This is a genomic window from Sphingomonas sp., from assembly GCF_965227385.1.
Classification (GTDB): Bacteria; Pseudomonadota; Alphaproteobacteria; order Sphingomonadales; family Sphingomonadaceae; genus Sphingomonas.
In genome coordinates this window covers 1,155,526-1,182,510 of the sequence record NZ_OZ245750.1, presented here as the reverse complement: position 1 = coordinate 1,182,510, position 26,985 = coordinate 1,155,526, and the positions used below count along the sequence as shown (strand labels likewise).

Here is a 26,985-nt window from a genome sequence, read left to right as displayed (position 1 = left end):
CGCTGAAGGCATGTACCGCCCCGAGTTCGAGGGCGACGCCTGTGGCGTGGGCATGGTCGCGGCGATCGATGGACAGCCGTCGCGCCGCGTGGTGCAGGGTGCGATCGATGCGTTGAAGGCCGTGTGGCATCGCGGCGCGGTCGATGCCGATGGCAAGACCGGCGACGGCGCCGGGCTGCATGTCGACCTGCCGCTGCGCTTCTTTGACGATGCCGTGCTCGCGAGCGGGCATCGCGTGCTGCCCAACCGGCTTGCGGTCGGCATGATCTTCATGCCGCGCGTCGATCTGGGCGCGCAGGAGGCGTGCCGCACGATCGTCGAAAGCGTGCTGATCGATGCGGGCTACACCATCTATGGCTGGCGCCAGGTGCCGGTCGATGTCTCGGTCATCGGGCAAAAGGCGCAGGCGACCCGGCCGGAGATCGAGCAGATCATGATCGCCGGGCCGATGCCGGACGAACAGAGCGCGGCGGAGTTCGAGAAGAACCTCTACCTCGTCCGTCGTCGCATCGAGAAGCGGATCATTGCGGCGCAGATCAGCGGTTTCTACATCTGCTCGCTGTCGTGCCGGTCGATCATCTACAAGGGGCTGTTCCTCGCGGAATCGCTGTCGGAATTCTATCCCGACCTGCGCGACGAACGCTTCGTCAGCCGCGTCGCGATCTTCCACCAGCGCTATTCGACCAACACCTTTCCGCAATGGTGGCTGGCGCAGCCGTTCCGCTGCCTCGCCCATAATGGCGAGATCAACACGATCCGCGGCAACAAGAACTGGATGCTCAGCCACGAGATCAAGATGGCGGCGACCGCGTTCGGCGAGCATTCGGAGGACATCAAGCCGGTGATCCCGGCGGGCGCGTCCGATACCGCTGCACTCGACGCCGTGTTCGAGGCAATCTGTCGCTCCGGCCGCGACGCGCCGACGGCCAAGCTGATGCTGGTGCCCGAAGCGTGGCAGGCGATCGACGCGATGCCGGATAAGCATCTGGCGATGTACAAGTATCTCGCCAGCGTGATGGAGCCGTGGGACGGTCCCGCGGCGCTCGCGATGACCGATGGCCGCTGGGCGGTGGCCGGCGTCGACCGCAACGCGCTGCGTCCACTGCGCTACACCCGCACTGCCGACGGCCTGCTGGTCGTCGGTTCGGAGACGGGCATGGTGCAGATCCCCGAAGCGACCGTCGTCGCCAAGGGTCGGCTGGGGCCGGGCCAGATGATCGCGGTCGATCTGGACGAAGGCCGCTTCTACACCGATGGCGAGGTAAAAGACCGGATCGCCGGGGAATATGATTACGCTTCGATGATCGGCGAGTTCATGGGGATCGACGATCTGCCCGAAGCGGCGGACGCAACGCCGGCATGGACCCGCGCCGAACTGACCCGCCGCCAGGTCGCGGCCGGGCAGACGCTGGAGGACATGGAGCTGATCCTGTCGCCGATGGTGACCGACGCCAAGGAAGCGGTCGGGTCGATGGGCGACGACACGCCGCTGGCTGTGATCAGCGACAAGCCGCGCCTGATCAGCCAGTTCTTCCGCCAGAACTTCAGCCAGGTGACCAATCCGCCGATCGACAGCTTGCGCGAGCGGCACGTGATGTCGCTCAAGACGCGGTTCGGCAACCTCGCCAACATCCTCGATACTGCGCAGACCGCGAACAAGGTGCTGGTGCTGGAAAGCCCGGTGCTGACCAATGGCGACTGGGCGCGGCTGAAGCGCTATTTCGGCGCTCAGGCGGCGGAGATCGATTACAGCTTTCCCGCCGGTGGCGGGCCGGAGACGCTGCGCGCGGCAATCGCCGATATCCGGCTGCAGGCCGAACAGGCGGTGCGCGCGGGCAAGACCGAGATTTTTCTGACCGATGAGGCCGTCGGGCCGGGCCGCATCGCCATTGCCGGCGTGCTGGCGGCGGCGGCGGTGCACACCCACCTCGTGCGCAAGGGGTTGCGCTCATACGCCAGCGTCAACATCCGCACCGCCGAATGCCTCGACACCCATTATTATGCGGTGCTGATCGGCGTCGGCGCGACCACGGTGAACGCCTATCTGGCCGAAGCGGCGATTGCCGACCGCCATGCGCGCGGCCTGTTCGGCGACCTGTCGTTCGAGCAATGCCTGAAGAACCATCGCAAGGCGATCGACGAAGGCCTGCTCAAGATCATGTCGAAGATGGGGATCGCGGTGATCTCCAGCTATCGTGGCGGCTATAATTTCGAAGCGGTCGGGCTCAGCCGCGCGCTGGTCAACGACTTCTTCCCGGGCATGCCGGCCAAGATTTCGGGCGAGGGCTATGCCTCGCTGCACCTCAACGCGACGATGCGCCACGACGCCGCCTACGACAGCGCGGTCGCGACGCTGCCGATCGGCGGGTTCTACCGCCAACGCCATGGCGGCGAGACGCATGCCTATAGCGCGCAGCTGATGCACACGCTGCAGACCGCCGTGGCGACCGACAGCTATTCGACCTATCTGCAATTCTCGCGCGGCGTGCGCGATTTGCCGCCGGTCTATCTGCGCGACCTGCTGGAGTTCAACTTCCCGACCGAGGGCGTTGCGATCGACCAGGTCGAGGCGATCACCGAAATCCGCAAGCGCTTCGTGACGCCGGGCATGAGCCTCGGCGCGCTGTCGCCCGAGGCGCATGAGACGCTGGCGATCGCGATGAACCGCATCGGCGCCAAGGCGGTGTCGGGCGAGGGTGGCGAGGATTCGATCCGCTACAAGCCCTATGCCAATGGCGACAACGCCAACAGCTCGATCAAGCAGATCGCGTCCGGTCGCTTCGGCGTCACCGCCGAATATCTCGGCGCGTGTGAAGAGGTCGAGATCAAGGTCGCGCAGGGCGCCAAGCCCGGTGAGGGCGGGCAGCTGCCCGGTTTCAAGGTGACCGAGTTCATCGCGCGGCTGCGCCATTCGACGCCGGGCGTGACGCTGATCTCGCCCCCGCCGCACCACGACATCTACTCGATCGAGGATCTGGCGCAGCTCATCTACGACCTCAAGCAGATCAACCCGCGCGCGCGGGTCTGCGTCAAGCTGGTCAGCAGCGCGGGCATCGGCACGGTCGCGGCGGGCGTGGCCAAGGCGCATGCCGACGTGATCCTGGTCGCCGGCCATGTCGGCGGCACCGGCGCGAGCCCACAGACTTCGGTAAAGTACGCCGGTACGCCGTGGGAAATGGGGCTGAGCGAGGTCAACCAGACGCTGACCCTCAATGGCCTGCGCGGCCGGGTTCGGCTGCGCACCGATGGCGGGCTCAAGACCGGGCGCGACATCGTGATTGCCGCGATCCTGGGCGCGGAGGAGTTCGGCATCGGAACGCTCAGCCTGGTGGCGATGGGCTGCATCATGGTGCGCCAGTGCCACAGCAACACCTGCCCGGTCGGCGTGTGCACGCAGGACGAGCGGCTGCGCCAGAAGTTCACCGGATCGCCGGAAAAGGTCATCAATCTGATGACCTTCATCGCCGAGGAAGTGCGCGAGATTCTCGCCAAGCTCGGCTGCAAGAGCCTGGACGAGGTGATCGGCCGCACCGAATTGCTCCGTCAGGTCAGCCGCGGTGCCGAGCATCTCGACGATCTCGACCTCAACCCGATCTTGGCCAAGGTCGACGCGGACGAGAGCGAGCGGCGCTTCAGCCTGTCGACGTGGCGCAACGCGGTGCCGGACAGCCTCGACGCGCAGATCATCGCCGACGCGAAGGCGGTGTTCGAGCGCGGCGAAAAGATGCAGCTCGCCTATAATGTCCGCAACACCCACCGCGCGGTCGGCACCCGGCTGTCGAGCGAGATCACCAAGACCTTCGGCATGTCGAAGCTCAACGATGGTCACGTCCAGATCCGCCTGCGCGGATCGGCCGGCCAGTCGCTCGGCGCGTTCCTGTGCAAGGGCGTGACGCTGGAAGTGTTCGGCGACGCCAACGACTATGTCGGCAAGGGCCTGTCGGGCGGCACCATCATCGTCCGCCCGCTGGTCAGCTCGCCGCTCGCCAGCCAAGACAACACGATCATCGGCAACACCGTGCTCTACGGCGCGACCTCGGGCCGGCTGTTCGCGGCAGGTCAGGCCGGCGAGCGCTTCGCCGTCCGCAACTCGGGCGCGCAGGTGGTGGTCGAAGGCTGCGGCGCCAATGGCTGCGAATATATGACCGGCGGTGTCGCGGTGGTACTGGGCGAGGTCGGCGCGAATTTCGGCGCGGGGATGACCGGCGGCATGGCGTTCATCTATGACGAAAGCGGCACGTTCGACGCGCGCGCCAATGGCGAGAGCATCGTGTGGCAGCGGCTGTCGTCGCTGCACTGGGAAGCGGTGCTCAAGAACCTGGTCACCGACCATGCCGAGGCGACCGACAGCAAATGGTCGACCGGACTGATCGAGGATTGGGAGCGGGTGCGCGGCAAGTTCTGGCAGGTCGTGCCCAAGGAGATGCTGACCCGGCTGGCGCATCCGTTGGATGACAGCGTGGAGATGGTCGCGGCAGAGTAGTCCTCGATTCCTCCCCCAGTTTGCTGGGGGAGGAATTTGATCGCGTCCCTTGCCGCCCCCCGCCCGCCGGGCCTATGCCGGTCGGCATGTGGCAGCTTTACCAATTCCCCCTGTGCCCCTTCTCGCGCAAGGTGCGGCTCGTCCTGGGTGAGAAGGGCGTCGGCTATGAGCCGGTCCGCGAATCGCCTTGGGCCCGGCGCGACGAGTTTCTCGACATGAACCCCGCCGGACAGACCCCGGTGATGGCGGACGATCGCGGCGTCGTGCTGATCGATTCGGTCGCGATCTGCGAGTTTTTCGAGGAGACGGTGAGCAAGGCCGCCCTGCTCAACGGCACCGCCGCCGACCGCGCGGAGATCCGGCGACTGGTCAGCTGGTTCGACAATCAGTTTTTCCGCGACATTACCGGACCCTTGCTCAACGAGCGGATGATCAAGCGCATCGTCCAGCGCGCCACGCCAGACAGCGGCGCGTTGCGCGAGGCGATGAAGGCGGCGGTCGCGCATCTCGACTATATCGATTTCCTGCTCGATCATCGCACCTGGCTGGGCGGTGCGACGATGAGCCTCGCCGATCTGGCCGCCGCGGCGCAGATCAGCGTTGCCGATTATCTCGGCGGGATCGACTGGAAGAGCCATGAGCAGGCCAAGCGCTGGTATGTCGGCATGAAGAGCCGCCCGAGCTTCCGTCCGCTGCTTGCCGAGCGAATGGAGGGGATCAACCCGCCGTCGGATTACGAGAAGCTCGACCTGTGAGTACGGCAAGCGCGGTGGTGATCGGCGCGACCGGCGGGATCGGCGGCGCGTTCGCCGAGGCGCTGGATGAGGAAGCGACCTACGCCAAGGTCTGGCGCTTCGGTCGGTCGTTGGCCGGGGACGCGCATCTGGACCTGACCGATGAGGCGAGCATCGAAGCCGCCGCCGCGCTGGTGGCCGCCGGGCCGCCACCGTCGCTGGTGTTCGTCGCGACGGGCATCTTGGGCGAGGGCGAGCGCGGGCCGGAAAAGGCACTGCGCGACATCGACCCCGACTGGTTGGCGCGCGTGTTCGCGATCAACACGATCGGCCCCGCGCTGGTCGCCAAGCATTTCCTTCCGCTGCTCCCGCGCACCGGCACGCCGGTGTTCGCGGCGCTGTCGGCGCGAGTGGGGAGCATCGGCGACAACCGGCTGGGCGGATGGCACGGCTATCGTGCGTCGAAGGCGGCGCTCAACATGCTGATCCGCAACTTCGCGATCGACGCCGCGCGCCGCAACGATCGGTCGATCGTGGTCGGGCTGCACCCCGGAACGGTCGATACGCAGCTGTCGCAGCCGTTTCGCGGCACGGTCGCGCCGGGCAAGCTGTTCGACCCCGAACGCGCCGCGCTGCAGCTGCTCGACGTAATCGAAGGGCTGAAGCCGGTCGATAGCGGGAAGTGCTTCGCCTGGGACGGGGTCGAGATTCCCGCCTAGAACTCGTCTTCGGGCACCGGCTCGCGCCGCGCACGATCGCGCGGTTCGTCGATGGTTTCCTCCTCGATCGGCCCTTCACGGCGTGTGCGGGTCACCTCGATGCTGCCGTCGCGATTGACGCGGACGCCAAGGTCGCGGTCGCCGAAGCTGCCTTCGAACTCGACGCCTTCGTCGATGAAGTTCTCCGGATCCTCGACCAGCGCGTCGCCGATATTCTCGACCACCGGCTCGGGCCGGGGCAGCGCGGCGACTCCCAGCGCCTGGCTCATGAAATCGCGCCACACCCGCGCCGGGGCGCCACCGCCCGCAAGCCCGGCATTGGGGCTGTTGTCGTCATTGCCCATCCATACGCCGGTGATGATCCCGTCGGCATAGCCAAGGAACAGGGCATCGCGATTGTCCTGCGTCGTCCCGGTCTTGCCGAACGTATCGACGGCGAGCGCGGCCGAGCGACCGGTGCCACCCGCTACCGTCGCGGCCAGCAGTTCCCGCATGCCATCGAGTTCGCGGCGCGACAGCGAGTGTGTCGAGCCCGTCAGCCGCTCCGCCCAGCCCGGTTCGTCCGCATCAGTCAGCCCACGCGGACGGACCGGAGCGGTGCCACTGGCGATGGCGGCGTAAGCGGCGGTCAGTTCCAGCAGCGACACGCTCGACGTGCCGAGCGCAATCGACGCTTCGTTCGGGATCGCACTGGTGATCCCCAGATCGCGGGCGGCCCGGATCACCGCCGGCACACCGACCCGCTGGGTCAACCGCGCGGCGGCGACATTGCTCGACCGGGCGAACGCCTCGCGCAGCGTGATCGGGCCGCGATAGCGCCCGTCGCTGTTCTTCGGGCTCCAGTCGCCAATCGTGATCGGCTCATCGCGAACGATCGAATCCGGCGTCATTCCGGAGCGCAAAGCGGCGAGATAAACGAACAGTTTGAAGGTCGACCCCGGCTGGCGCTGCGCCTGGGTGGCGCGGTTGAACGGCGATGCCGCGTAATTCTTGCCGCCGACCATGGCGATCACGCGACCATCGGGGCGCATCGCGACGATCGCAACCTGGGCCTTGCGCAGCGCCGCATTGCGTACCGCGCGTTCGGCGGCGCGCTGCATCCGCGCCTCCAGCGTCGTCGTCACGGTCTGGTTGGTGGCAATCTCGCCCGACCGGTCGCGCGCCTGAGGCAGGACCCAGTCGGCGAAATAGGTGCCGCTGGGCAACGTCTTGACCTTGGACAAACGCAGGCGCGCGGGCTGCACCGCCTTGCCCTCCGCCTCGGTCAGGAAGCCGGCATCGACCATCGTCTGCACAACCACCGCCTGACGCTCCCGCGCGCCGGACAGGTTGCTCGACGGAGCGAGCCGCGACGGCGCCTTGACCAGTCCGGCCAGCATCGCCGCCTGCGCGGTGGTCAGGTCGGTCGCCGGACGGCTGAAATAATGGCGCGCGGCGGCGTCGAGGCCGTACTGGTTGTCGCCGAAATAGACGTTGGAGAGGTAGCGCGAGAGGATCTCGTCCTTGGTCAGCCATGCCTCCAGCCAAAAGGCGATCAGCACTTCCTGAAACTTGCGGCCGAAGGTGCGGTCGGAGCTGAGGAACGCATTCTTGGCCAGCTGCTGGGTGATCGTGCTGCCACCCTGACGGCCATTGTCGGTGAACATGTTGTTGACGAAGGCGCGCAGGATTCCGCGCGGGTCGACGCCCCAGTGCGACTGGAAGCGGCGATCCTCGACCGCGATGAACGCCTCGACGACATGGTCGGGCAACGTCGTGACATCGACCGGCTTCCCCACCACCGCCCCGGTGCGGGCAATCGGCGTCCCCTCTGCCGACAGCAGGGTGATCGAGGGCGGAACCGGGGGTTCGAGCGACTTGGAAAGCGGGGCGGTCCATACCAGCCACGCGACCGCAGCGATAAACAGCAGGATCAGCAGCGCGAGGACGCGCGGTAACCAGCGCCATTTCCGCCGGCGCACGATGACCGGCAGGTTGACCGTATAGTCGCCCAGCGGAGGACCCGAGCCGCCGGCGCCGGCCGGCTGAGGCTGAGCCGCAGGACCGCGCGCGTCCGGAATTTCGGGGTAAAGAGTGTCGTATCGCATGGAGCCGGACACTGTATTACGCCGATATAACAGTTTGAGCAAGCTGATCGCGTATCGAGACAGCGCGAGCACCCAACGCTCCGCCGCGCACCGGCCGCCGCCTGCCCTTCACGATCATTGCGATCCGATCACCTCATGCCACCGGCACGAATGCCAGATGGTGATAGTCATAGCTGAAATCGGCGAGCGGTGAGAGGGCCTTCATCGTCACACCGGCAACCTTGCCGTCGGCGATGGCAAAGGTCACCACGGCATCCTCGCCCTTGCCGGGCGTCATCCGCGTGCGGAACGCATCCGTGCCCCATGGCTCCAGCCGGCTTGCGAATTGGGGATGCGGGACGAAATCGATCGACAGCGCGTTGCCGCCCGCCTTGACCACGATGTCGCCATACCAGGGATCGCGATAGCGTCCGGCATAGGCGGCCAGCGGCAGGCTGGGTCCGCCCGCGGGACGTTTGGCGTCGCCATCGCCCAATGCCGCGACGGCACTTTCGGCGGCCAGCTTGTTGCGCGCGACATAATTGGCGACCCAGTCATAGGCTGGCACGCCGAGCAGATGGTCGAGCAGCGCGTTGCGGATGCCGCCAGACACGCTGTCCTCGGTATTGCTGAGCACCGCGACCCCGATTCCCGCTGACGGGATCAGCGCAGTCTGCGTCACCTGACCCGACAGGCCGCCCGAATGGCTGATCAGGCGGCGGCCGCGATAATCCTGGACGAACCAGCCGAGCGCATAGCCCTGCATGATCGAACGCACCGGGTTGAGGTCGGTGGGACCATCGCTCGACGCGACCACCATCTGCGGGGTCCACATCGCGGCTGCGCTGTCGGCGCTCCACAGCCGCTTGCCGTCGGGCAGCGCGCCCAGTGCCAGCTGAACCTCCAGCCATCTGGCGACATCGGCGATGCTGGCGTTGATCCCCGCTCCGGCATCGACCACGGGCGATTCATCGGGCTCGATCACCTGCATCGGCCCCACGCCGCGCACCGGCGGCCCCAGTCGCGCATGGCGCCCCGCGACGTTGCCGGTTTTCAGCAGCTCCAGCGACGGCACCGCGTCGACCATACCCAGCGGTTCGAGCATCCGCGTGCGGATGAAGTCGCGCCAGCTCATCCCCGACTTCGCCTCGATCAGCGCGCCTGCGACGATGTAGAGGATATTGTCATAATCATAGCCGCCGCGGAACGGGCGCACCGGCTGGAGAAACTGCAGCGCGCGCACCGCGTCCTGAACCGTGCGGTTGGAGCGCGGGAAATAGAGCAGATCGCCTGCGCCCAAGGGCAGCCCCGAACGGTGGACGAGCAGGTCGCGCACGTTGAACAGGCTGGTGACCGCGGGATCGGCCATTTTGAACTCGGGCATATGCTGGGTCAGCCGGTCGTCCCAGTCGAGCTTCCCCTCCTCCACCAGCATCGCGAGCGCGGCGGCGGTGAACGCCTTGCTGTTCGACGCGATTCCAAAGCGGGTGTGGACATCGACCAGCGCGGCGCTGCCCATAGTGCGCACGCCATAGCCCTTGAGCCAGGCAGGCTGTCCCTTGCGCACGATCGCCACGGCAATGCCCGGTGTTTCGAATGCACGCATGAAGTTCGCGACGATCGGATCGACCGTCGCATCAAGGGCTGCGGCCTGTTGTGCCCAGGCGGGAAGCGCCAGCGTCGCCGCTCCGCCAACCCCAAGCGCCAGCGCCGTCCGCCGATCCACCGTGAATCCCGTCATTCCGCTTTACCCCTAATCGTCATCCGGCCTTGTGCCGGGATCCACTCAGCCGCGCGCATCGCAAGAGCCTGGAAGACCGACTTTGCCGCGCAGTGGACCCCGGAACAAGTCCGGGGTGACGACAGATATGGGTAGGCAAGGAAGCGCTACGCCTCCAGCTCGACATCCCAGTAGAGCCAGTCGCGCCAGGTATCGTGAAGATAATTGGGCGGAAAGCGGCGGCCATGTTCCTGCAGCTGCCAGCTGGTCGGGCGGATCGGCGGCATGAACAGCGGCATCGCCGCCTGTTTCGGGGTGCGCCCGCCCTTCTTCAGATTGCACGGGGCACAGGCGGTTGCGACATTCTCCCACGTCGTGCGCCCGCCCTGCGCGCGCGGGATGACATGGTCGAACGTCAGATCCTTGTGGCTACCGCAATATTGGCATTCGAACTTGTCGCGCAGGAACAGGTTGAAGCGCGTAAAGGCCGGAAACTGCGACGGCCGCACATATTGCTTGAGCGCAATCACGCTGGGCAGCTTGATCGACGCGGTCGGGCTGCGCACCTCGCGCTCATAATGGCTGACGATGTCGACGCGATCGAGGAACACCGCCTTGATCGCGGTCTGCCACGGCCACACGCTCAGCGGATAATAGGACAAGGGCGTGTAATCGGCATTGAGCACGAGCGCCGGGCACCCTTCCGGATGTCGGATCAGATCGGGATGGTACATGGTCCCCCTCTCTCGCCGCGCGTCGCTCGCGACCGGGGCTTATTCGCCGCCAGCCGTGACATGACTATGACAGCACGGGGCGCGACTCGTGGTCAAGGGCCGGTTTGGAGTGAACCGCAATTAGTCGGCATAGATCATCCGCCGACTCATCCCGCCGTCGATCACCAACGCCTGACCGGTCGTGAATCCGGCATGATCGGTGAGGTAGAGCACGGCATCGGCGATATCGTCCGGTGTGCCGATGCGGCCCACGGGGTGCTGTTCGCGGTCGATCGCGCGATGCTCCGGCTCCGATCGCGCCGACGCCTTCTGCCATGGCCCCGTCTCGATCCAGCCCGGGCAGATCGCATTGACGCGAATGTCGGGACCGAGGCTCACCGCCAGCGCATGAGTCAGCGCGACCAGCCCGCCCTTGGCCGTGGCATAGGCTTCGGTCTCAGGCTCGGACTGGAAGGCGCGCGTGGAGGCAATGAAGAGGATCGACCCGCCACCCTCGCGCAGCAGCGGCACGGCTGCGCGCGTCATCAGGAAGCCGCCCGTGACATGGCTGTCCTGCCAGCGGCGCCAGTCGGCGAGGCTCAATTTCTCGATCGGGCCGCTGACCGGGTCGGCGATCCCGGCATTGCTGACCAGCAGGTCGAGACCGTCCGCGCCGACGTCCCTGCACCACGCCGCATAGACCTTGAACAGCTCCGCCACCGCAGCCTCGTCGCCGACATCGGCCGGGTGCGTCAGCAGCGGGCGCGGCGCGTGCGCGTCGGCCAGCTCGCGCAACGCAACCCGGTCGCGGTCGATCGCCACTACCGCCCAGCCCTCGCCCAGCAGCCGCTCGACCACGCCACGACCGATCCCCTGCGCGCCACCCGTTACCATTGCCGTCCGCATCGTCACCCTCCTTGATTGCGGCAGTGCAACGCACCGGCGCGACGGAAAGGTTCGCGCACGCAGCAAGCGGGGCTTTTACCATGCGCAACGATCCGCTAGGCGGCGGCGATGCCAGCGATCATCCATTGCGACGTTGCCATTGTCGGAGGGGGACTTGCCGGCGGGCTGATCGCGCTCGCGCTGCGCCGCAAACATCCGACGCTCGACGTCCGCCTGATCGAGGGCGGGCGGAGCATAGGCGGCAACCACCTCTGGTCGTTCTTCGCCAGCGACGTGGCACCCGCCGACCGCTGGCTGGTCGCGCCGCTGATCTCCTATGGCTGGACCAGCTACGACGTTCATTTTCCCGCGCACGCGCGCACGCTGAAGGCACCCTATTATTCGATCGAGTCTGATCGGTTCGATCAGGTCGTCCGTGCCGCGATGCCCGAAGGATCGGTGATGACCCGGCGCAAGGTGTTGGGCGCCAGCGCACGCGCGGTCGTGCTTGCCGATGGCGACCGGATCGAGGCAGGCGGGGTGATCGATTGCCGCGGTCCCGCCGACCTGTCCAAACTGGAGCTGGGCTGGCAGAAGTTCGTCGGGCGCGAGCTGGCGCTGGCCGAACCGCATGCGCTCAAGCGCCCGGTAATTATGGACGCGACGGTCGCGCAGATCGACGGCTATCGCTTCATGTATGCGCTGCCCTTTGCAGCGACGCGGCTGTTCCTCGAAGACACCTATTACAGCGACACGCCCGACATCGATACCGCAGCTTATACCAAGCGGATCGACGCCTGGGCGAGCGCGCGCGGGATCGTCGTCGAAGGGGTGATGCGCGAGGAGGCAGGGTCGCTGCCGATCGCGCTGGGCGGGGATTTCGAAGAATATTGGAAGTCGGGCGGCAATCGCGTCGCCAAGGCGGGTATGCGCGCCGGACTGTTTCAGCCGGTTACCGGCTATTCGCTGCCCGATGCGGTGCGCCTCGCCGGACTAATCGGCAATGCACGTGACCTGTCGGGTGCGGCGCTGCACGACCTGACCTATGGTCACGCGCGCAAGGCGTGGCGACAGCGCGGCTTTTACCGCATGCTCAGCGCAATGCTGTTCCGCGCCGCGGAGCCGGGTGAACGCTATCGCGTGCTTGAACGATTTTATCGCTTGGACGCGGGGCTCGTCGCCCGCTTCTATAGCGCTCAGTCCAGCCTATTCGATCGCGCCCGTGTTCTCGCCGGCAAACCGCCGGTGCCGGTCAGGCGCGCGCTCGCGGCGATCAGGGGGTCGAGCAAATGAAGCGTGCAGTAGTGATCGGAGCAGGATTTGGCGGCCTGGCGCTGGCCATCCGCCTGCAGTCGGCCGGCGTCGACACCGTGGTGGTCGAGGCGCGCGACAAGCCCGGCGGGCGCGGCTATTATTGGGAGAAGGACGGCTTCACGTTCGATGCCGGGCCGACCGTCATCACCGCGCCGGAATCGCTGGAAGAGCTGTGGGCGCTGTCAGGCCATCGCATGGCCGATGACGTCACGCTGACGCCGGTCTCGCCCTTCTATCGCCTCAACTGGCCGGACGGGACCAATTTCGACTATACCAATGACGACAGCGTGCTGACGGCGGAGATCGCCAAGCTCGATCCTGCCGACATCGCCGGGTATCGCCGCTTCCTCGACTATTCGGCCGGGGTGTATCGCGAGGGCTATGAGAAGCTCGGCCATGTCGCGTTTCTCGACTTCACCTCGATGGTCAAGGCGGCGCCGGCGCTGATGAAGTACCAGGCGTGGCGCAGCGTCTACTCGATGGTATCGAGCTTCGTGAAGAATGAGAAGCTTCGCGAGGCGCTGTCGTTCCACACGCTGCTCGTCGGCGGCAATCCGATGACCACCAGCGCCATCTATGCGCTGATCCACAAGCTGGAGCGAGACGGCGGCGTATGGTTCGCGATGGGCGGCACCAACCGGCTGGTCGCGGGCATGGTCCGGCATTTCGAGCGGCTCGGCGGCACGCTGGTGCTGGGCGATGGTGTCGAGGAGATCGAGACGCTGGGCGAGCGCGCAACCGCGGTGCGCACCAAGACGGGCAAGCGGTTCGAGGCGGACGCCATCGCCAGCAACGCCGATATCGTCCACAGCTATCGCGACCTGCTCAAGGGTTCGCGCAGCGCGCAGCGCACCGCCGCGAAGCTGGAGCGCAAGCGCTTCTCACCCTCGCTGTTCGTCGTGCATTTCGGCATCAAGGGCACCTGGCCCGGCATCCCGCACCACATGATCCTGTTCGGTCCGCGCTATAAGGGGCTGCTCGACGACATCTACAATCATGGCGTGGTGAGCGAGGATTTCTCGCTCTACCTGCACCATCCGACCATCACCGATCCGTCGATGGCGCCGGAAGGGCATTCGACTTTCTACGCCCTCGCCCCGGTGCCGCACATGGGCAAGGCCCCGGTCGATTGGGATACCGTCCGCCCGCTGCTCGAGAAGCGCATTCTGGACGAAGTCGGGCGCCGCCTGATTCCCGACATCCATGACCGGATCGTTACCAAGTTCAGCTATGCCCCGCCCGATTTCACACAGGATCTCGCCGCGCATCTGGGCAGCGCGTTCAGCCTGGAGCCGATCCTGACGCAGAGCGCCTATTTCCGCGCGCACAACCGCGACGATTCGATCCCGAACCTCTATTTCGTCGGCGCTGGCACCCATCCGGGCGCCGGCATCCCCGGCGTGGTCGGCAGCGCCAAGGCGACCGCCGCGCTGATGCTGGAGCAAGCTAACCCGTGAAGCGCCTCGCCATCTATTGCGGATCCGCCACCCCGGCGGACCCGGTCTATATCGAAAATGCCCGCTTCGTCGGCCGTAAGCTAGCGCAGCGCGGCATCGGCGTCGTCTATGGCGGCGGGCGGCTCGGCCTGATGGGTGCGATCGCCGACAGCGCGCTGGAAGCGGGCGGCGAGGTGATCGGGGTGATCCCGCAGGCGCTGGTCGATGCCGAAGTCGCGCATCGCGGCTGTACCGAGTTGCACGTCGTGCGCACGATGCATGAGCGCAAACAGGCGTTCACCGACCTGTCCGATGGCTTCATCACTCTGCCCGGCGGCACCGGCACAATGGACGAATTGTGGGAAGCGATGAGCTGGGCGCAGATCGGCTATCACGCCAATCCGGTCGGGCTGCTCAACGTCGCGGGCTATTATGACGGCCTGATCGAATTCGTCGGGAAGATGGGCGAAGTCGGCTTTCTGCGCCCTCAGCACCAGTCGATCCTGATCATCGACGATCAGCTCGACGGACTGCTCGCCAAGATGGCGGCGCATGTGCCGACGCAGACCGTGGGCCAGATCGGCAGCAAGGACCTGTGACTCTGCCCGCGCCAGGCCGCGACGCCGTCGTGGCGGCCGCGCGGGAGAGCATCGCCAAGGGCTCGAAAAGTTTCGCGGCGGCCAGCAAGCTGTTCGATCCGGTCACGCGCGAGCGCGCGTGGCTGCTCTATGCCTGGTGCCGCGCGTGCGACGACATCGCCGATGGGCAGGAGCTGGGCCATGATGCGCGCGTGGTCGAGGACCCCGCCGCCGCGCTCGCGCGCATCCGCAATTTGACCGACAAGGCGCTGGCGGGCGAACCGACCGGGGAAATGGCGTTCGAGGCGTTGCGCATCGTCGCCGCGGAAACGCGCATGCCGCACCGCTTTGCGCAGGATCTGGTCGACGGCTTCGCGCTCGATGCGAAGGGCTGGTTCCCGCGCTCCGAACATGACCTGATGCAATATTGCTACCATGTCGCCGGCGCGGTCGGATGCATGATGGCGGTGGTGATGGGGGTGGATCCGCAGGACGACGCGACGCTCGACCGCGCGTGCGACCTCGGCCTTGCGTTTCAGCTCGCCAATATCGCACGCGATATCGAGGCGGACGACGCAATCGGACGCTGCTACCTGCCGATGGAATGGCTGGTCGAAATGGACATCCCGCCTGGCCAGCATATGAAGCCGCCGTTTCGGTCGCGCCTCACGGTGATGGCGCGATGGTTGGGGGAACTGGCGCAGGCACATGAAGACAGCGCGCGGCTGGGCACCCCCGCGCTGGGCTTCCGGTCCGCCTGGGCGGTCTTGGCCGCAGCGGGAATTTACGGGGACATCGCACGGGAAGTCGTCGCCCGCGGCGATCATGCATGGGACCATCGCGCTGGAACAAGCGCTGGGCAAAAGATGGGCTGGATCGCACGCGCATTCGGTCAAGCCACCATGCGTCGAACGTTCTATCCGCCGCGTCCGCGACCCGCGGAATTATGGACGCGACCGCGACAATCGTGAGGACTCAGCGATGGCGCGGCTTAGTTTCCGCGCGCGCCATCTGTTCGCCGCGCTGCTGGCAGGTCGCCGCAATGGTCGGATAGGAGAGGTCGGTGTGGCGCGGTAACACCTGCGCCATGGCGGCTTGGCATTGCGCCGCGCTCTGATACCGGACCGGCTCGATCCGCGCCTGCTGGCATTGATCCTGGAAGTCACCGCAGCCAAGAATGGCCATCACGTAGAAAACCGGTTCCATCATCTCGCTCCTCGCCATTTCAACGGATGGCGGGCGCGTTTTGTTTCATTGCATCCCGATCGCTGCGGCCCCAGATAGCGCCAATGCCTCCCGATACCGCCCGCTCCGGCGGCGAACGTCCACTGTTCGCCACGCTCCGGCGCTTCCTTCCCTATCTCTGGCCCGCCGGACAGCCGGGGCTGAAGGCGCGCATCGTCGGCGCGCTGGTGCTGGTTGTGCTGTCGAAGGTCGTGCAGGTCTATGGCGCAGCCTATGCGCTCAAGGCCGCCGTCGACGCGATGTCGATCGGTGAGCGCGGCGTCATCACCTTCGTGATCCTGATGGTGGTCGGCTATGCCGCCGCGCGGCTATTCACCACCGTGTTCGACAATCTGCGCAACACGGTGTTTGAAAAAGTCGGCCAGGATGCGACCCGGCGGCTCGCCATCGTCACCTTCCGCCACCTGCACCAGCTGTCGCTACGCTTCCATCTCGAACGGCGCACCGGCGCGGTGACCAAGGTGGTCGAACGCGGGACCAAGAGCATCGATTCGATGCTCTACTTCCTGCTGTTCAACATCGCCCCGACGATCCTCGAACTCGCGCTGGTGCTCCAGATTTTCGGCAGCAAGTTCGGCTGGTGGCTGGTCGCGTCGACCATGGCGATGGTCATCATCTACATCGCCTTCACCCGCTGGGTCACCGACTGGCGCGCCAAGTTGCGCGAGCAGATGAACGATCTCGACACCGGCGCAGTCGCGCATGCGGTCGACTCGCTCCTGAACTTCGAGACGGTGAAATATTTCGGTGCGGAGCAGCGCGAGTCCGATCGCTACGAACGCGCGGTCGAATCCTATGCCAAGGCGGCGGTGAAGTCGGAAAACTCACTCGCCTGGCTCAACATGGGCCAGTCGCTGATCACCAATGTGATGCTCGGCGCGGGGATGGCGGTGGTCGCCTGGGGCTGGTCCACCGGCGAATTCACCGCGGGCGATGTCGTGTTCGTCTCGACCCTGCTCAGCCAGCTGTTCCGCCCGCTCGACATGCTCGGGTGGGTATATCGCACGATCCGGCAGGGCGTGATCGACATGGGCGCGATGTTCGACCTGATCGATACCAGTGCCGAGGTGAAGGACGTGCCCGACGCCCCGCCGCTGGTGGTGGATCGCGGCGAGGTGCGGTTCGAAGATGTCCGCTTCGGCTACGACCCCGGGCGCGACATCCTCAAGGGCATCGACCTCGTCATCCGCCCCGGCCAGACCGTCGCGATCGTCGGCCCGTCGGGCGCGGGCAAGTCGACGCTCGCGCGCATCCTCTACCGCTTCTACGACTTGACTGGCGGGCGCGTGACAATCGACGGGCAGGACATCAGCCAGGTGACTCAGGCCAGCTTGCGCGCCGCGATCGGCATCGTTCCGCAGGACACGGTGCTGTTCAACGACACGATCGGCTACAACATTGCCTATGGTCGCGAAGGCGCCGGGCCGGATGAGGTCGCGCAGGCCGCCCGCGGCGCGGCGATCGCCGGCTTCATCGAATCGATGCCCGACGGCTATGACACCCGCGTCGGCGAGCGTGGCCTCAAGCTGTCGGGCGGCGAGAAGCAGCGCGTCGCCATCGCCCGCACATTGCTCAAGAACCCGCCGATCCTGATCCTCGACGAAGCGACCAGCGCGCTCGATTCACGGACGGAGGCGGAGATTCTCGACACGCTCGAAGCAATCGAACGCGGCCGCACCACCATCGTCATCGCCCACCGCCTGTCGACCGTGGTCCATGCCGACCGCATCGTCGTGCTGGAACACGGTGAGATCGCCGAACAGGGCACGCATGCCGAACTGCTGGAGCAGCGCGGCACCTACGCCGAGATGTGGATGCGACAACAGGCCGAGCGGGAGGCTGTGGAGGCCTAAGCCATCCGATGCGGCACGGTCTTTACGGGCGGCCGCCAGGTCCGACCAGCACAGCCACCGCATGTTCGGGCTTGCTCTTCGCCATTTTCGCGTCGCACCGGCCCTTGTCCCGGATGCGCGATAGCTCGATGCCTGCGCTCACGAGCGCTGCCCGAACTTCTCCATGCCAACGCTTTTGTAAGTGGGAGCTGGCGGTCGAGCAGAGATGAACGACCGAATCGGGAAGAGATTTGGAGACAGAGACAACGATTGCCAGCACCTCCGCCCGGTCGGCAGCGCTCGCCTCTTGCGCGTAACGGACGTAGAATGGGCCGGTCGTGATCACCGAAGCAACGCCGGTGGTCCCGCTGGCTAGCATCGCAGCAAGCAGCGTAGCGCTCCTGCAGGCTCGGTAGCGGAGACTCACCCGAACTCGACCGCCTCGAACCGCACCGGCCGGCCATGCGCGCTGTTCGCCAGTTGCCCGTCCCACATCACCTGACGCCCGCGGATGATCGTCCCGATCGGCTTGCCGGTCAGCTCATCCCCGGTGAACGGCGACCAGCCGCACCGCGACGCCAGCCAGCCCTCCTCGACCGTCCACTGCTTCTTGAGGTCGACCACGGTGAAATCCGCGTCGTAGCCCACCGCGATCCGCCCCTTGCCGACGAGCCCGAACACCCGCTGCGGCCCCGCGCTGGTGAGGTCGATCAGCCGCGCCAGCGTCGTGCGCCCCTTCGCCACATGGTCGAGCAGCAGCGGCAACAGCGTCTGCACCCCCGGCATCCCGCTGGGCGACGCGGGATAAGGCTTGGCCTTTTCCGCGATCGTGTGCGGCGCATGATCCGACCCCAGCACGTCCGGCACGCCCTGATTGAGCCAGTGCCACAGCCCGTCGCGATGCGCGGCCGAGCGGATCGGCGGATTCATCTGGGCGTAGGTGCCAAGGCGCGGATAGGCGTCCTCGCCGGCCAGCGTCAGATGCTGCGGCGTCACCTCGCACGTCGCGATGTCCTTGTACTGGCCGAGCAGCTCCAACTCCGCCGGCGTCGTCACATGCAGCACATGGATGCGCCGCCGCGCTTCCCGCGCCAGCTTCAGAATGCGCCGCGTCGCCAAAATCGCACTCTCGTCGTCGCGCCACACCGGATGGCTCGACGGATCACCCGCCACCCGCTCGTTCTCGCGATCGTTCATGCGGAACTCGTCCTCGGCATGGATCGCGACGCGGCGATGCCCGCTCGCCAGCACCTGCGCCAGATTGGCATCGTCCGAGACCAGCAGGTCGCCGGTCGATGCGCCCAAGAAGATCTTGACCCCCGCCGTCCCCGGCATCCGCTCCAGCTCGGCCAGATGCTCGGCATTGCTGTTGGTCGCCCCGACATAGAAGGCGTGGTCGCACCACATGCGATCCTTCGCGCGGGCGAGCTTGTCGTTCACCGCGTCGGCGCTGTCGGTATTCGGCTTGGTATTCGGCATCTCGAACACCGCCGTCACCCCGCCCAGCACCGCGGCGCGGCTCCCGGATTCGAGGTCTTCCTTGGCTTCCAGCCCCGGTTCGCGGAAATGGACCTGGCTGTCGATCACCCCGGGCAGCACGTCGAGCCCGGTGCAATCGATCGTCTCGCCTGCGTCCCCGCTCGCGCCAATCGCGACGATCTTGCCGTCACGCACCCCGACATCGACCTGCGCCGGGCCGGAGGGCAGATGCACCGTGCCACCAGTGAGCTTCAGATCGAACGTCGCCATATCAGCCTCTTTCGCTTGCCTGCCCCGCCTCCTACCTGTTCGCCATGACTGATGCCACCCTGCTGCCCGACCGCGCCCTGATCCGTGCTTCCGGGGAGGATGTGCGCGGCTTCCTGCAAGGGCTGGTGACTCAGGATGTGAATGCGGTGCAGCCCGATGCGCCGCTCTGGGCGGGATTGCTTTCGCCGCAGGGCAAGGCGCTGTTCGACTTCATCCTGTGGGCTCACGGCGACGACATCCTGATCGATTGTGAAGCAACGCAGCGCGACGCCCTGATCCGCCGCCTGTCGATCTACCGCCTGCGCCGCCCGATCACGATTGCTGCTGCCGAGGGCGGGGTCCATTGGTCGCGCGCGGCGGGGCATGGCGTTCCCGATCCACGACTTGCAGCGCTCGGCTGGCGCTGGCTCGGCGAGCAAGCGGGATCGCCGGCCATCGGCTGGCTGGAACATCGTCTCAACCTCGGCGTCACCGAAGGGGCGGAGGAACTCGGCCAGGACAAGACGCTCTGGCTCGAATGCAATGCCGCGGAGCTAAACGGCGTCAGCTTCTCCAAGGGCTGCTATGTCGGTCAGGAAAACACTGCGCGCATGAACTGGCGCGCCAAGGTCAACCGGCGGCTCGTGGTCGCGCCGCTCAGCGCGCCGGGCGATCGCACCCGCGCAACCTATCCCGAACTCGGGCTGATGGTCGAACATCGCCGCGTCGAGGCGTTGGGTGACGCGATCCTGCCCGACTGGCTGACCGCCGCACTCGGCTCAGATGCCTGACCATATAAGGCCGCCGGGCAGGTCGAACGCAGCATAATCGACCTGCAACACCCGGCGGCGGCGCGGAGTCACCGCCGCCGCCGACGCATGCAGGATGGGTGTCGCATAGACCCAGATATCGCCGGCATCCGCCAGGCATGCATATGCACCACACGCAGCCACGGCCTTCTCGATCGCATCCTCGCGCACCATCCCAAGCCGATGCGACCCCGGCGCGATCAGTAGCGGCGCATTGTCCTCCGGCACGTGATCCAGATGGATACGGATGGTGATCAACCGCTCGATCAGGTCGAACGGTGGCGCCACATGGACCAGCCCCGCCTTGACCGTCCACGGCCCGAAGCCGGGAACGTCGTGTCGCGTGCGCACGCAAATCGTCCGGTCCTGATGCCAAGCCAGCGCCCAGTTCCTGTGCTCGCTTTTGTCGAACAGGATGGCGCGTACCGGCCGCGCACCTGCTCCCCCAAAGGGAACGATTTGCGCACCAATCCTGCCGTGCCCGTCGAGGAGGGCCGCAAGCGGCGCAATTCCGTGCAAGCGAATACCGGCGCGGTCCGTCGGCTGGTCCGCCAGGCTCGCCGCCAGCGCCTCGATCGCGTCGCAAGCGGCACCTGCCAGGCGGGCGGCACCACTCTCGCTGAATGGACCGGGCATCAGCTGGCGGGATCGTACATGAACACGCGCACTTCCTGCGCGCAGCGGCAGGCGGCCGCGATCCGCCGCGCCCACTCGATCGCATCGACCTGTCTCGGCAATTCGAAGATCGCGAAGCCGCCATCCAGACGGCTGCCGGGATAGAGATCGGAACATACCGTACCGTCCGTGCGGATCAGGACGGGCGCAATCGCTTCATCGATGCCACCGGCAAAGACGTACACGCCTGCCGCCTTGGCCTCGGCGATCACAGCGCGGGCGGCATCGCCCACCGCGGCGAGTTCATCATCGGCTACGGTCATCGCCGCACTCGGGAACGAGATCAAATACTTGGCCACATCGGCATGATGATGCCCGAGCCTGACTCCTCCGGCAAGTCGATCCCTCGACCCATTCCAGCCCACGCGATGGCGCAAAGAAAAAGGGAGGCCGGTTTCCCGACCTCCCCAAATCTTATCGATCCACAGAGTGGACCGCGTGGCTTACATGCCCGAGCCCGGACCGTAAGTGATTTCCACGCGGCGGTTCTGCAGTTCGCGCACGCCGTCGGCGGTGTCGACGCGCGGACGGCTTTCACCGAACGCTTCCGTACCGATCACACCGTCCGGAATGCCGCGGCCCGACAGGTACGAACGGACCGAGTCCGCACGACGCTGCGAGAGGCCGACGTTGTAGCTGGCTGCACCCGAACGGTCGGCGTGACCGGCGAGCATGACCTGCGCATTGCCGCAATTCTGGTAAGCCGAGATGGCGTTATCCAGGATGCCCGCTGCTTCCGGCGTGATGTCCGACTTGTCCCACTCGAAGAAGACAATGTACGGCCCCGGGGTGCACACTGCCGGCGGAGGCGGCGGGGGCGGCGGGGGCGGAGGAGGCGGCGGAGGCGGCGGCGGGGGCGGCGGAGGCGGCGGAGCAGCCGGCTCACCGAAGTTGAACGTCACGCCACCGAGCAGGCTGTGCGAACGATAGCGACCGTCAAAGGTGCGACCGGTCACGTCGATCAGCTTCACGTTGTCCGCGTTGAAGAAACGATACTTCAGCGAGACGTCGATATTGTCGGTGACCGCCTGACGCACGCCCGCAATCGCCTGCCAGGCGAAGACGGTGTCGGAGTCGTCCAGGAACGCGCCGCGGGTGGTCAGAGCATAGTCAGCCTTGACCCGCGCCACGCCGGCACCGCCGCCGACGAAGCCCTGAAGCCCATCATCGTCGCCGAAATCGAGCATGCCGTTGATCATGAAGCTGAGCGCGCTCGAGGAGCCGCCCGCATAGTCGTAGGTGCCCGGCGCAAGGTTCGCGACCGCACCAGCCGCCGTGTAGAACGGCGTGGAGAGGGTCGAACGATAGGCATCGACCGTCGCGCGCTTGTAGCTGACTTCGGCCTCGGCGCGGAAACCGCCGAAGTCGTAGCCAATCGTACCGCCAACGTCCCAACCATAGTTATGGTCGACCGTTCCAGCGGCAGCCGTGGCGCCGATGTCGTAATCAATGTCTTCGACGATCATCGCACCGCCTTCAACACCCACATACCACGCGTCGTCGCGTGCGAGGGCGGGCGTGGTGAGCGCGGTCGAAGCAAGTGCCAGAGTTACGGCAAGCTTCCGCATCTTAATCCCCTTTCTTAGTTGCCACTTCGGACAGCGCTAACTTCCTAACCGCTGGAAAGTTTCCGCGCAAGCGAACAAAATCCGGGGACTGTTGCCGCAACGTCACAGTTCGGCGCTAGCGATGAGTCCGTGTGCCCGCAACGCATCGAGGATCGCCTCGATCGCATCACGCGCCTGTTCGTCCACGATAGCACCGCCAGTGGGCGTGGCAACTGCCCCTCGGCGAGCACCGATCACCTGGATCCCATCGATCTCGATCCGGCTGCCGGCGATCACGCCGACCTGCCACCCTATGCCCGCGCGGAAACGCACCGGCCGGTCAAGCGATTCGGCCCAGACCTCCATTCCCGCGCGCGGCGCAGCAAATCGCCATCCACCGGCGGTCCAGCATGCGATCTCATCGGTATGTCCGACCCAATCGCCGCTCGGCGCATGCCCCACGATCCACGCCTGCCCGTTTTCGGGCGTAGCAGGCGGTGTGTCGACACCCACCCCCTGCACATCCGGGTGCAGCAGCGCGTCGATCCCGACGACCGCCTCATTATGGAACAATTCCTTTTGCGCCTGCCCGGCATGCAGCAGGGGCAGGGCGAATCGGCTGGTCGTCGTCATCTGTCGTCACTCCATCGCCTCGAGGATCAGGATCGCGGGCGGCGACAGGCCGTGGTCGCCCGCCTGGCGCACCTCGACCGTCGCCGCGTCCGTGCCGGTCAGCAGCCATTCGGGGGTGTCGCTCGTCACGACGATATCGGGCTGGCCGGATACGGCGATCCGCAGTTGATAGCGTTCGGCGCTCTCGCCCAGCGGGGCGTCGGTGCCATCGCTCCAGCGCCACCCCACCCGGCTCCGCCGCGTCCAGCGCAACCTACGGCCGCCCGGAGCGGGCACTGCGTGCAGCGCAACCGGCGCGGGCGGCGCCACCGACCGCCCGGTAACGGGCACGATAACCTCGACCGGCTCGGCATCGCCCACCCCCGTCGCCATCACGGTCAGCTGCGCGCCCGCCGCGCCGCGTCCGTCCTGCACCGTCAGCGCATCGGTCGTGATCAGGACGAACTGGTCCCCCGGCGCCATCGTGCCGATTGCATCTTCCGTCCCCCGCCGTCCGCGCCACAGCCGGCTCAACGCCCAGCGTGCGTCGCCCAGCGGCTCGGCGCGACCGAACTGGATCAGCTCGTTCCCAACCAGCGCAAGATTGCTTCCGGCATCCAGCGCTTCGGGCGACGCGTCGATCAGCTCCATCCCGGAATGGGCCAGGTCGATCACCAGCTGCGAACGCCGGTCCTCGATCAGCGCGCCTGCGGGGGGCGCAGCCGTCACCACCGTTCCGATCACCGCAGGAACCGCGGTCCCGCCGATCGCCTCCCAGCGCGCCCCAGCGTCACTGCTCACCGCCAGTGCGGCCCTGCGCCAGCCGGTCGACGTCCCGCACGCAGCGATCGACAGCCGGGGGCTGCTCAACAATCCCTCGCCGACATGTGGCATCTCGAAACCATGCAGCCGCGTCGCGCCATGGATCCGGTCGGGCGCTGGGCTGACCCGCCCGGGGCTGGCCAGTGCCGCCGCGACCGGCGGGGCGATCGGGGTCAGCACCAACGCGACCTCGCCGGATTCCACCCGGGTCTCGACCACGCGCCACAGTCCGCTCTCACCGGCAATCGCGACGCGCGCGCCGGGCGCAAGGTCGATCGCCGACCATCCGGGGCGCACCACCCGCCGCGTACGCACCAGATCCGCCCGCACCAGCTCCGCCTGCGCGATTCCCTTCGCGGTGGCAGCGGAGATCGCCGCAGGCAGCTCGATGCGCCGCTCGCGATCCTGTCCCTGCGGGTCGGTCGCGACCTGCACCCCGGCCTGATAATCGCGCGAAGGGTCGTAATGGCTGATCGCCACCCTGCTCGGGACCCGGTCTGGTGCCTCGATCGACCGCTCGATCCCGCCCCCGCCTGCACCAGGGTCGATGATCATCGCCGCGCTGCCCCCGCCGCTGGCCAGGATAAAGCCATCGCCGGCAATGACCGGCCAGGCCCCGCTCGCCTCGATCAGCGGCGCAATCGCCGTGCGTACGGACTCGCCATAACCCGAATAGCCCTGGATCGGCAGCGTCGCGTCGCCCGCATCGACCGTGCCGCCGGACAGTGCCGCGACGATCGCCCCTGCCGTTACCGCACCCGGATCGGCCACAAGCTCGAAGGTCAAGGAAGGGATGCGGTTGCCGAACTCCTCCAACTCCAGGTTTTCGAATACTGCATAGGCAATGCCGCGATGCGCCGGCGCCAGCCCTGCGCCTTCGGCCGATGCGATCAACGGGTCGACCGCCTGATCCTCCGATCCCGGATGCAAGCGGAACCCGGTCCGCACCTTCCAGTCCCCCGCCGCCCCGCGGAGCAATTTCCCGTCGGCCCAGATCCGCCCGACCGACAGGATCGGTCGCGCCGACAAGGCCACGGCGAAGGACGCGGTATAGCTGTAGCTGGTCACCGTCGGCCGCCCCTTGCCGCCCTCGCGCTGGCGATGCTCGACCAGGTCCGTTGCCCAGATCACCGTCCCGGCGACCCGTAAAGTCCCAAAAATCCGGGGCACCGGCGTGCCGTAACTCGATGTCTGCACCGCCAGTTCGGTCAGCCGCGGCCCCTCGCGCCCCTTGGGCTTAAACAGCAGCTCGCGATCGACCGCCTGACCGGCAAGGCTGCCCAGCATTGCCCCGACCGGACCGCCGAACAGGCCGCCGACGGTCATCAGCACCAATGTCGCCATGTCAGTTCTCCTTGCACCGCCAGCGCGCCAGCTCGGGCCACGGCGGCACGCCCGGCCGCTCGACCACGCGGCGCAACGCCGCATCGGCGTGGATCACACCATCATCGCTCGCGATGGCGAGATGCAGCTGCCCTGCGCCCGCAGCGAACAGCACCAGATCGCCCGGTCGCGCATCGTCGACACGCGCCAGACCCGCCGCAGCCGCCGCGTCGCACACCTGCGCAACACTCCCGCCGCGCAGCGCATATCCACGCGGCACGGCAATCCCATGGGCAAGCCCCGCCAGCCCGACGCAATCCAGCCCATGCGCCACGCAGCGCCCATGCAGCCGGAACCGCGCGCCGATCGCGCCCCGCGCCCGCTCCAGCGGACTCATCCTCCCGGGTAGCGCGTCAACAGATCCACCCCCGGCAGATACGGCTTGCCCCGGAAATTCGCCGCATTGCCGAACCGCCCCGCGCATGTCGCGATGCTCTTGTCGCATCCCTCGCTCACCTCCACCAAGGCACCAACGGCATCGAAGCGCGGTGCCCGCCGCAGCGTCACGAAATCCCCGGCCGACGCCGCGATCGCATCGCTCAGCCCGCTATTCGCCCCGCCGAACCAGCGCAGCCGCCCGCCAGCCCATCCACCCGCCACCGGCTCGGGCAGATCCAGTGTCAGCACCGCCCCCTCGGCGGCAATCACCCGCGCGAATCGCCGCCGCCCCGCCATCGCCACCCGGCACCGTGCGTCACCCAGCTCGGCGCGGCATTCGGCCGACGTCATCTCGACCACCGGCGCATCCAGTGCAGCCGCCGCCCCGCGCAGCTCGGCGGTCAGCACGCCATCGCGCGTTTCGACCGCCCCGATCGTCCCGCTGCCCAGCACGACGATCTCGCCCGGCGCCGTCCAGTCGACCGCGAACAGGCTGATCCGCGCCCCGTCCCACCGCCCGGCAAGCAGGTCGACCTCGCTGATCGCCGCGCCAGTCAGCGCGCCCGTCACATCCATGCTGTCGGCATCCAGCCCCGCCCCGCGCCGGATCGCCGATGGCGTCATCCCCGGTGCCGCGCGATAGCGGAAGCCATCCACCTCCAGATCGCGATCATGCGCGGTCAGCCCGATCGCCACCCCATCCCGCCGCTCGATCCGCCAGCAATAAGCGATCGTGGCGAGCGGCGCGTTCAGCCAGTTCATCAGCGTCTTCCTTGATCTTGCGTGGACGCAATGCGGACGGCACTCTGAACCGATGCTCAGCTGGCTCCGCACCATCTCCGTGATTGCGCTCTGCATTGCGCCGCCCGCGATGGCATGCTCGATGGGGCCAATCCGGTCGGAAAGCGGCGCGCTCGACTATGCGCGACAGTCCTATGGTCTCGCCGCGCTCGTCGTGGACGCCGAGGTCGAGAAACCGATGAACCTGGGCGACGATTGGAAGCCGGGCCTGCTGCCCGCTGCCCGCGTCAAGATTCTTCGGGTTCTCAAGCCCGGCGGACCGGGCATCGTCGAAGGCTCGACTATCTCCGTCGCCTATCTCGACTCCTGTTCGATCGCGTTCACCCGCGTGGGTCAGCGCGTCCGCGTACTGCTCGATGGCGGCGGGATGATCTTCGTGGCGGATTCGGGGTTGAACGGCGCCGCGATCTGGGACGCGAAGCTTGGCGCACTGTTCGACCGTGAGATCGATCGGCTCGCCAGTGTGCCCCGCCCTCCTGGCCTGGCTCCGCTTGGGGCTAAGTGA

At 66.9% G+C, this 26,985-nt stretch carries 24 protein-coding genes; 10 read left to right on the top strand and 14 right to left on the bottom strand.

Features of this window, described 5'->3' with window-relative positions:
• The first annotated feature begins 10 nt into the window (after window positions 1-10).
• From gltB to ACO05N_RS05775, 3 genes are all read left to right on the top strand, one after another.
• On the top strand, window positions 11-4,483 hold the full coding sequence (gene gltB, locus ACO05N_RS05785; RefSeq protein WP_422058712.1) for a glutamate synthase large subunit: 4,473 nt from the start codon (window positions 11-13) through the stop codon (window positions 4,481-4,483).
• A gap of 86 nt (window positions 4,484-4,569) precedes the next feature.
• Entirely contained in the window at window positions 4,570-5,238 is a 669-nt protein-coding gene (locus tag ACO05N_RS05780; protein WP_224922132.1) for a glutathione S-transferase family protein, read from the top strand.
• Window positions 5,235-5,936 (top strand): SDR family NAD(P)-dependent oxidoreductase, encoded by a 702-nt coding sequence (locus ACO05N_RS05775; RefSeq protein WP_422056219.1) that lies wholly within the window; start codon window positions 5,235-5,237, stop codon window positions 5,934-5,936. The genes ACO05N_RS05780 and ACO05N_RS05775 overlap by 4 nt, the downstream gene beginning before the upstream one ends.
• Here the strand turns inward: ACO05N_RS05775 and ACO05N_RS05770 are convergent.
• The 4 genes from ACO05N_RS05770 to ACO05N_RS05755 all read right to left on the bottom strand — a co-directional run bounded on the left by ACO05N_RS05770 (window position 5,933) and on the right by ACO05N_RS05755 (window position 11,341).
• Window positions 5,933-8,023, bottom strand: coding sequence for a transglycosylase domain-containing protein (locus ACO05N_RS05770; protein ID WP_422058711.1), 2,091 nt, complete (start codon window positions 8,021-8,023; stop codon window positions 5,933-5,935). The genes ACO05N_RS05775 and ACO05N_RS05770 overlap by 4 nt on opposite strands.
• A gap of 133 nt (window positions 8,024-8,156) precedes the next feature.
• A complete protein-coding gene (locus ACO05N_RS05765) occupies window positions 8,157-9,743 on the bottom strand; it encodes a serine hydrolase (protein WP_422056218.1) in 1,587 nt (528 codons plus the stop codon).
• Between the two features lie 146 nt (window positions 9,744-9,889).
• On the bottom strand, window positions 9,890-10,456 hold the full coding sequence (locus tag ACO05N_RS05760) for an HNH endonuclease (RefSeq protein ID WP_422056217.1): 567 nt from the start codon (window positions 10,454-10,456) through the stop codon (window positions 9,890-9,892).
• 120 nt (window positions 10,457-10,576) lie between these two features.
• Entirely contained in the window at window positions 10,577-11,341 is a 765-nt protein-coding gene (locus ACO05N_RS05755; protein WP_422056216.1) for an SDR family NAD(P)-dependent oxidoreductase, read from the bottom strand.
• Window positions 11,342-11,449: 108 nt separating this feature from the next.
• On the opposite strand from ACO05N_RS05755, the gene crtY reads away from it, so the two are divergent.
• From crtY to ACO05N_RS05735, 4 genes are read left to right on the top strand one after another with little or no spacing between them, the layout of a single operon-like run.
• Window positions 11,450-12,613, top strand: a complete 1,164-nt coding sequence (crtY, locus tag ACO05N_RS05750; protein ID WP_422056215.1) for a lycopene beta-cyclase CrtY — start codon at window positions 11,450-11,452, stop codon at window positions 12,611-12,613.
• Complete coding sequence (locus ACO05N_RS05745; protein WP_422056214.1) at window positions 12,610-14,091, top strand: phytoene desaturase; 1,482 nt, start codon at window positions 12,610-12,612, stop codon at window positions 14,089-14,091. The genes crtY and ACO05N_RS05745 overlap by 4 nt, the downstream gene beginning before the upstream one ends.
• Window positions 14,088-14,669 carry a TIGR00730 family Rossman fold protein gene (locus tag ACO05N_RS05740; protein WP_422056213.1) on the top strand — a complete coding sequence of 194 codons (582 nt, stop codon included), beginning with the start codon at window positions 14,088-14,090 and terminating at the stop codon, window positions 14,667-14,669. The genes ACO05N_RS05745 and ACO05N_RS05740 overlap by 4 nt, the downstream gene beginning before the upstream one ends.
• Window positions 14,666-15,619 carry a phytoene/squalene synthase family protein gene (locus tag ACO05N_RS05735; protein WP_422056212.1) on the top strand — a complete coding sequence of 318 codons (954 nt, stop codon included), beginning with the start codon at window positions 14,666-14,668 and terminating at the stop codon, window positions 15,617-15,619. Before ACO05N_RS05740 ends, ACO05N_RS05735 begins: the two co-directional genes overlap by 4 nt.
• Before the next feature lie 4 nt (window positions 15,620-15,623).
• Here the strand turns inward: ACO05N_RS05735 and ACO05N_RS05730 are convergent, their stop codons facing one another.
• Window positions 15,624-15,854: a hypothetical protein gene (locus ACO05N_RS05730; protein WP_422056211.1), complete on the bottom strand. Its 231-nt coding sequence runs from the start codon at window positions 15,852-15,854 to the stop codon at window positions 15,624-15,626.
• An 83-nt stretch (window positions 15,855-15,937) separates the two neighbouring features.
• Here ACO05N_RS05730 and ACO05N_RS05725 point away from each other — a divergent pair, with 83 nt between their 5' ends.
• Window positions 15,938-17,746 carry an ABCB family ABC transporter ATP-binding protein/permease gene (locus tag ACO05N_RS05725; protein ID WP_422056210.1) on the top strand — a complete coding sequence of 603 codons (1,809 nt, stop codon included), beginning with the start codon at window positions 15,938-15,940 and terminating at the stop codon, window positions 17,744-17,746.
• A gap of 22 nt (window positions 17,747-17,768) precedes the next feature.
• On the opposite strand, the gene ACO05N_RS05720 is transcribed toward ACO05N_RS05725, so the two are convergent.
• Together ACO05N_RS05720 and ACO05N_RS05715 are read right to left on the bottom strand one after the other, a co-directional pair.
• Window positions 17,769-18,071, bottom strand: a complete 303-nt coding sequence (locus ACO05N_RS05720; RefSeq protein ID WP_422056209.1) for a hypothetical protein — start codon at window positions 18,069-18,071, stop codon at window positions 17,769-17,771.
• A gap of 77 nt (window positions 18,072-18,148) precedes the next feature.
• Window positions 18,149-19,474, bottom strand: a complete 1,326-nt coding sequence (locus ACO05N_RS05715; protein WP_422056208.1) for a dihydroorotase — start codon at window positions 19,472-19,474, stop codon at window positions 18,149-18,151.
• Between the two features lie 44 nt (window positions 19,475-19,518).
• Between ACO05N_RS05715 and ACO05N_RS05710 the strand changes: the two genes are divergently transcribed.
• A complete protein-coding gene (locus tag ACO05N_RS05710; RefSeq protein WP_422056207.1) occupies window positions 19,519-20,244 on the top strand; it encodes a YgfZ/GcvT domain-containing protein in 726 nt (241 codons plus the stop codon).
• On the opposite strand, the gene ACO05N_RS05705 is transcribed toward ACO05N_RS05710, so the two are convergent.
• The 7 genes from ACO05N_RS05705 to ACO05N_RS05675 all read right to left on the bottom strand — a co-directional run bounded on the left by ACO05N_RS05705 (window position 20,233) and on the right by ACO05N_RS05675 (window position 26,441).
• Entirely contained in the window at window positions 20,233-20,898 is a 666-nt protein-coding gene (locus ACO05N_RS05705; protein WP_422056206.1) for a phytanoyl-CoA dioxygenase family protein, read from the bottom strand. The two genes, ACO05N_RS05710 and ACO05N_RS05705, sit on opposite strands and share 12 nt — an antisense overlap.
• On the bottom strand, window positions 20,898-21,200 hold the full coding sequence (locus ACO05N_RS05700; protein ID WP_422056205.1) for a transcription initiation protein: 303 nt from the start codon (window positions 21,198-21,200) through the stop codon (window positions 20,898-20,900). The genes ACO05N_RS05705 and ACO05N_RS05700 overlap by 1 nt, the downstream gene beginning before the upstream one ends.
• Window positions 21,201-21,380: 180 nt before the next feature.
• Entirely contained in the window at window positions 21,381-22,505 is a 1,125-nt protein-coding gene (locus ACO05N_RS05695; protein ID WP_422056204.1) for an OmpA family protein, read from the bottom strand.
• A gap of 102 nt (window positions 22,506-22,607) precedes the next feature.
• Window positions 22,608-23,117 (bottom strand): DUF2793 domain-containing protein, encoded by a 510-nt coding sequence (locus ACO05N_RS05690; protein ID WP_422056203.1) that lies wholly within the window; start codon window positions 23,115-23,117, stop codon window positions 22,608-22,610.
• Between the two features lie 6 nt (window positions 23,118-23,123).
• Complete coding sequence (locus ACO05N_RS05685; protein ID WP_422056202.1) at window positions 23,124-25,262, bottom strand: phage tail protein; 2,139 nt, start codon at window positions 25,260-25,262, stop codon at window positions 23,124-23,126.
• Between the two features lies 1 nt (window position 25,263).
• Window positions 25,264-25,638 carry a peptidoglycan endopeptidase gene (locus tag ACO05N_RS05680; protein WP_422056201.1) on the bottom strand — a complete coding sequence of 125 codons (375 nt, stop codon included), beginning with the start codon at window positions 25,636-25,638 and terminating at the stop codon, window positions 25,264-25,266.
• Window positions 25,635-26,441, bottom strand: coding sequence for a DUF2163 domain-containing protein (locus ACO05N_RS05675; protein ID WP_422056200.1), 807 nt, complete (start codon window positions 26,439-26,441; stop codon window positions 25,635-25,637). The genes ACO05N_RS05680 and ACO05N_RS05675 overlap by 4 nt, the downstream gene beginning before the upstream one ends.
• 52 nt (window positions 26,442-26,493) lie before the next feature.
• On the opposite strand from ACO05N_RS05675, the gene ACO05N_RS05670 reads away from it, so the two are divergent.
• Window positions 26,494-26,985, top strand: a complete 492-nt coding sequence (locus ACO05N_RS05670) for a hypothetical protein (RefSeq protein ID WP_422056199.1) — start codon at window positions 26,494-26,496, stop codon at window positions 26,983-26,985.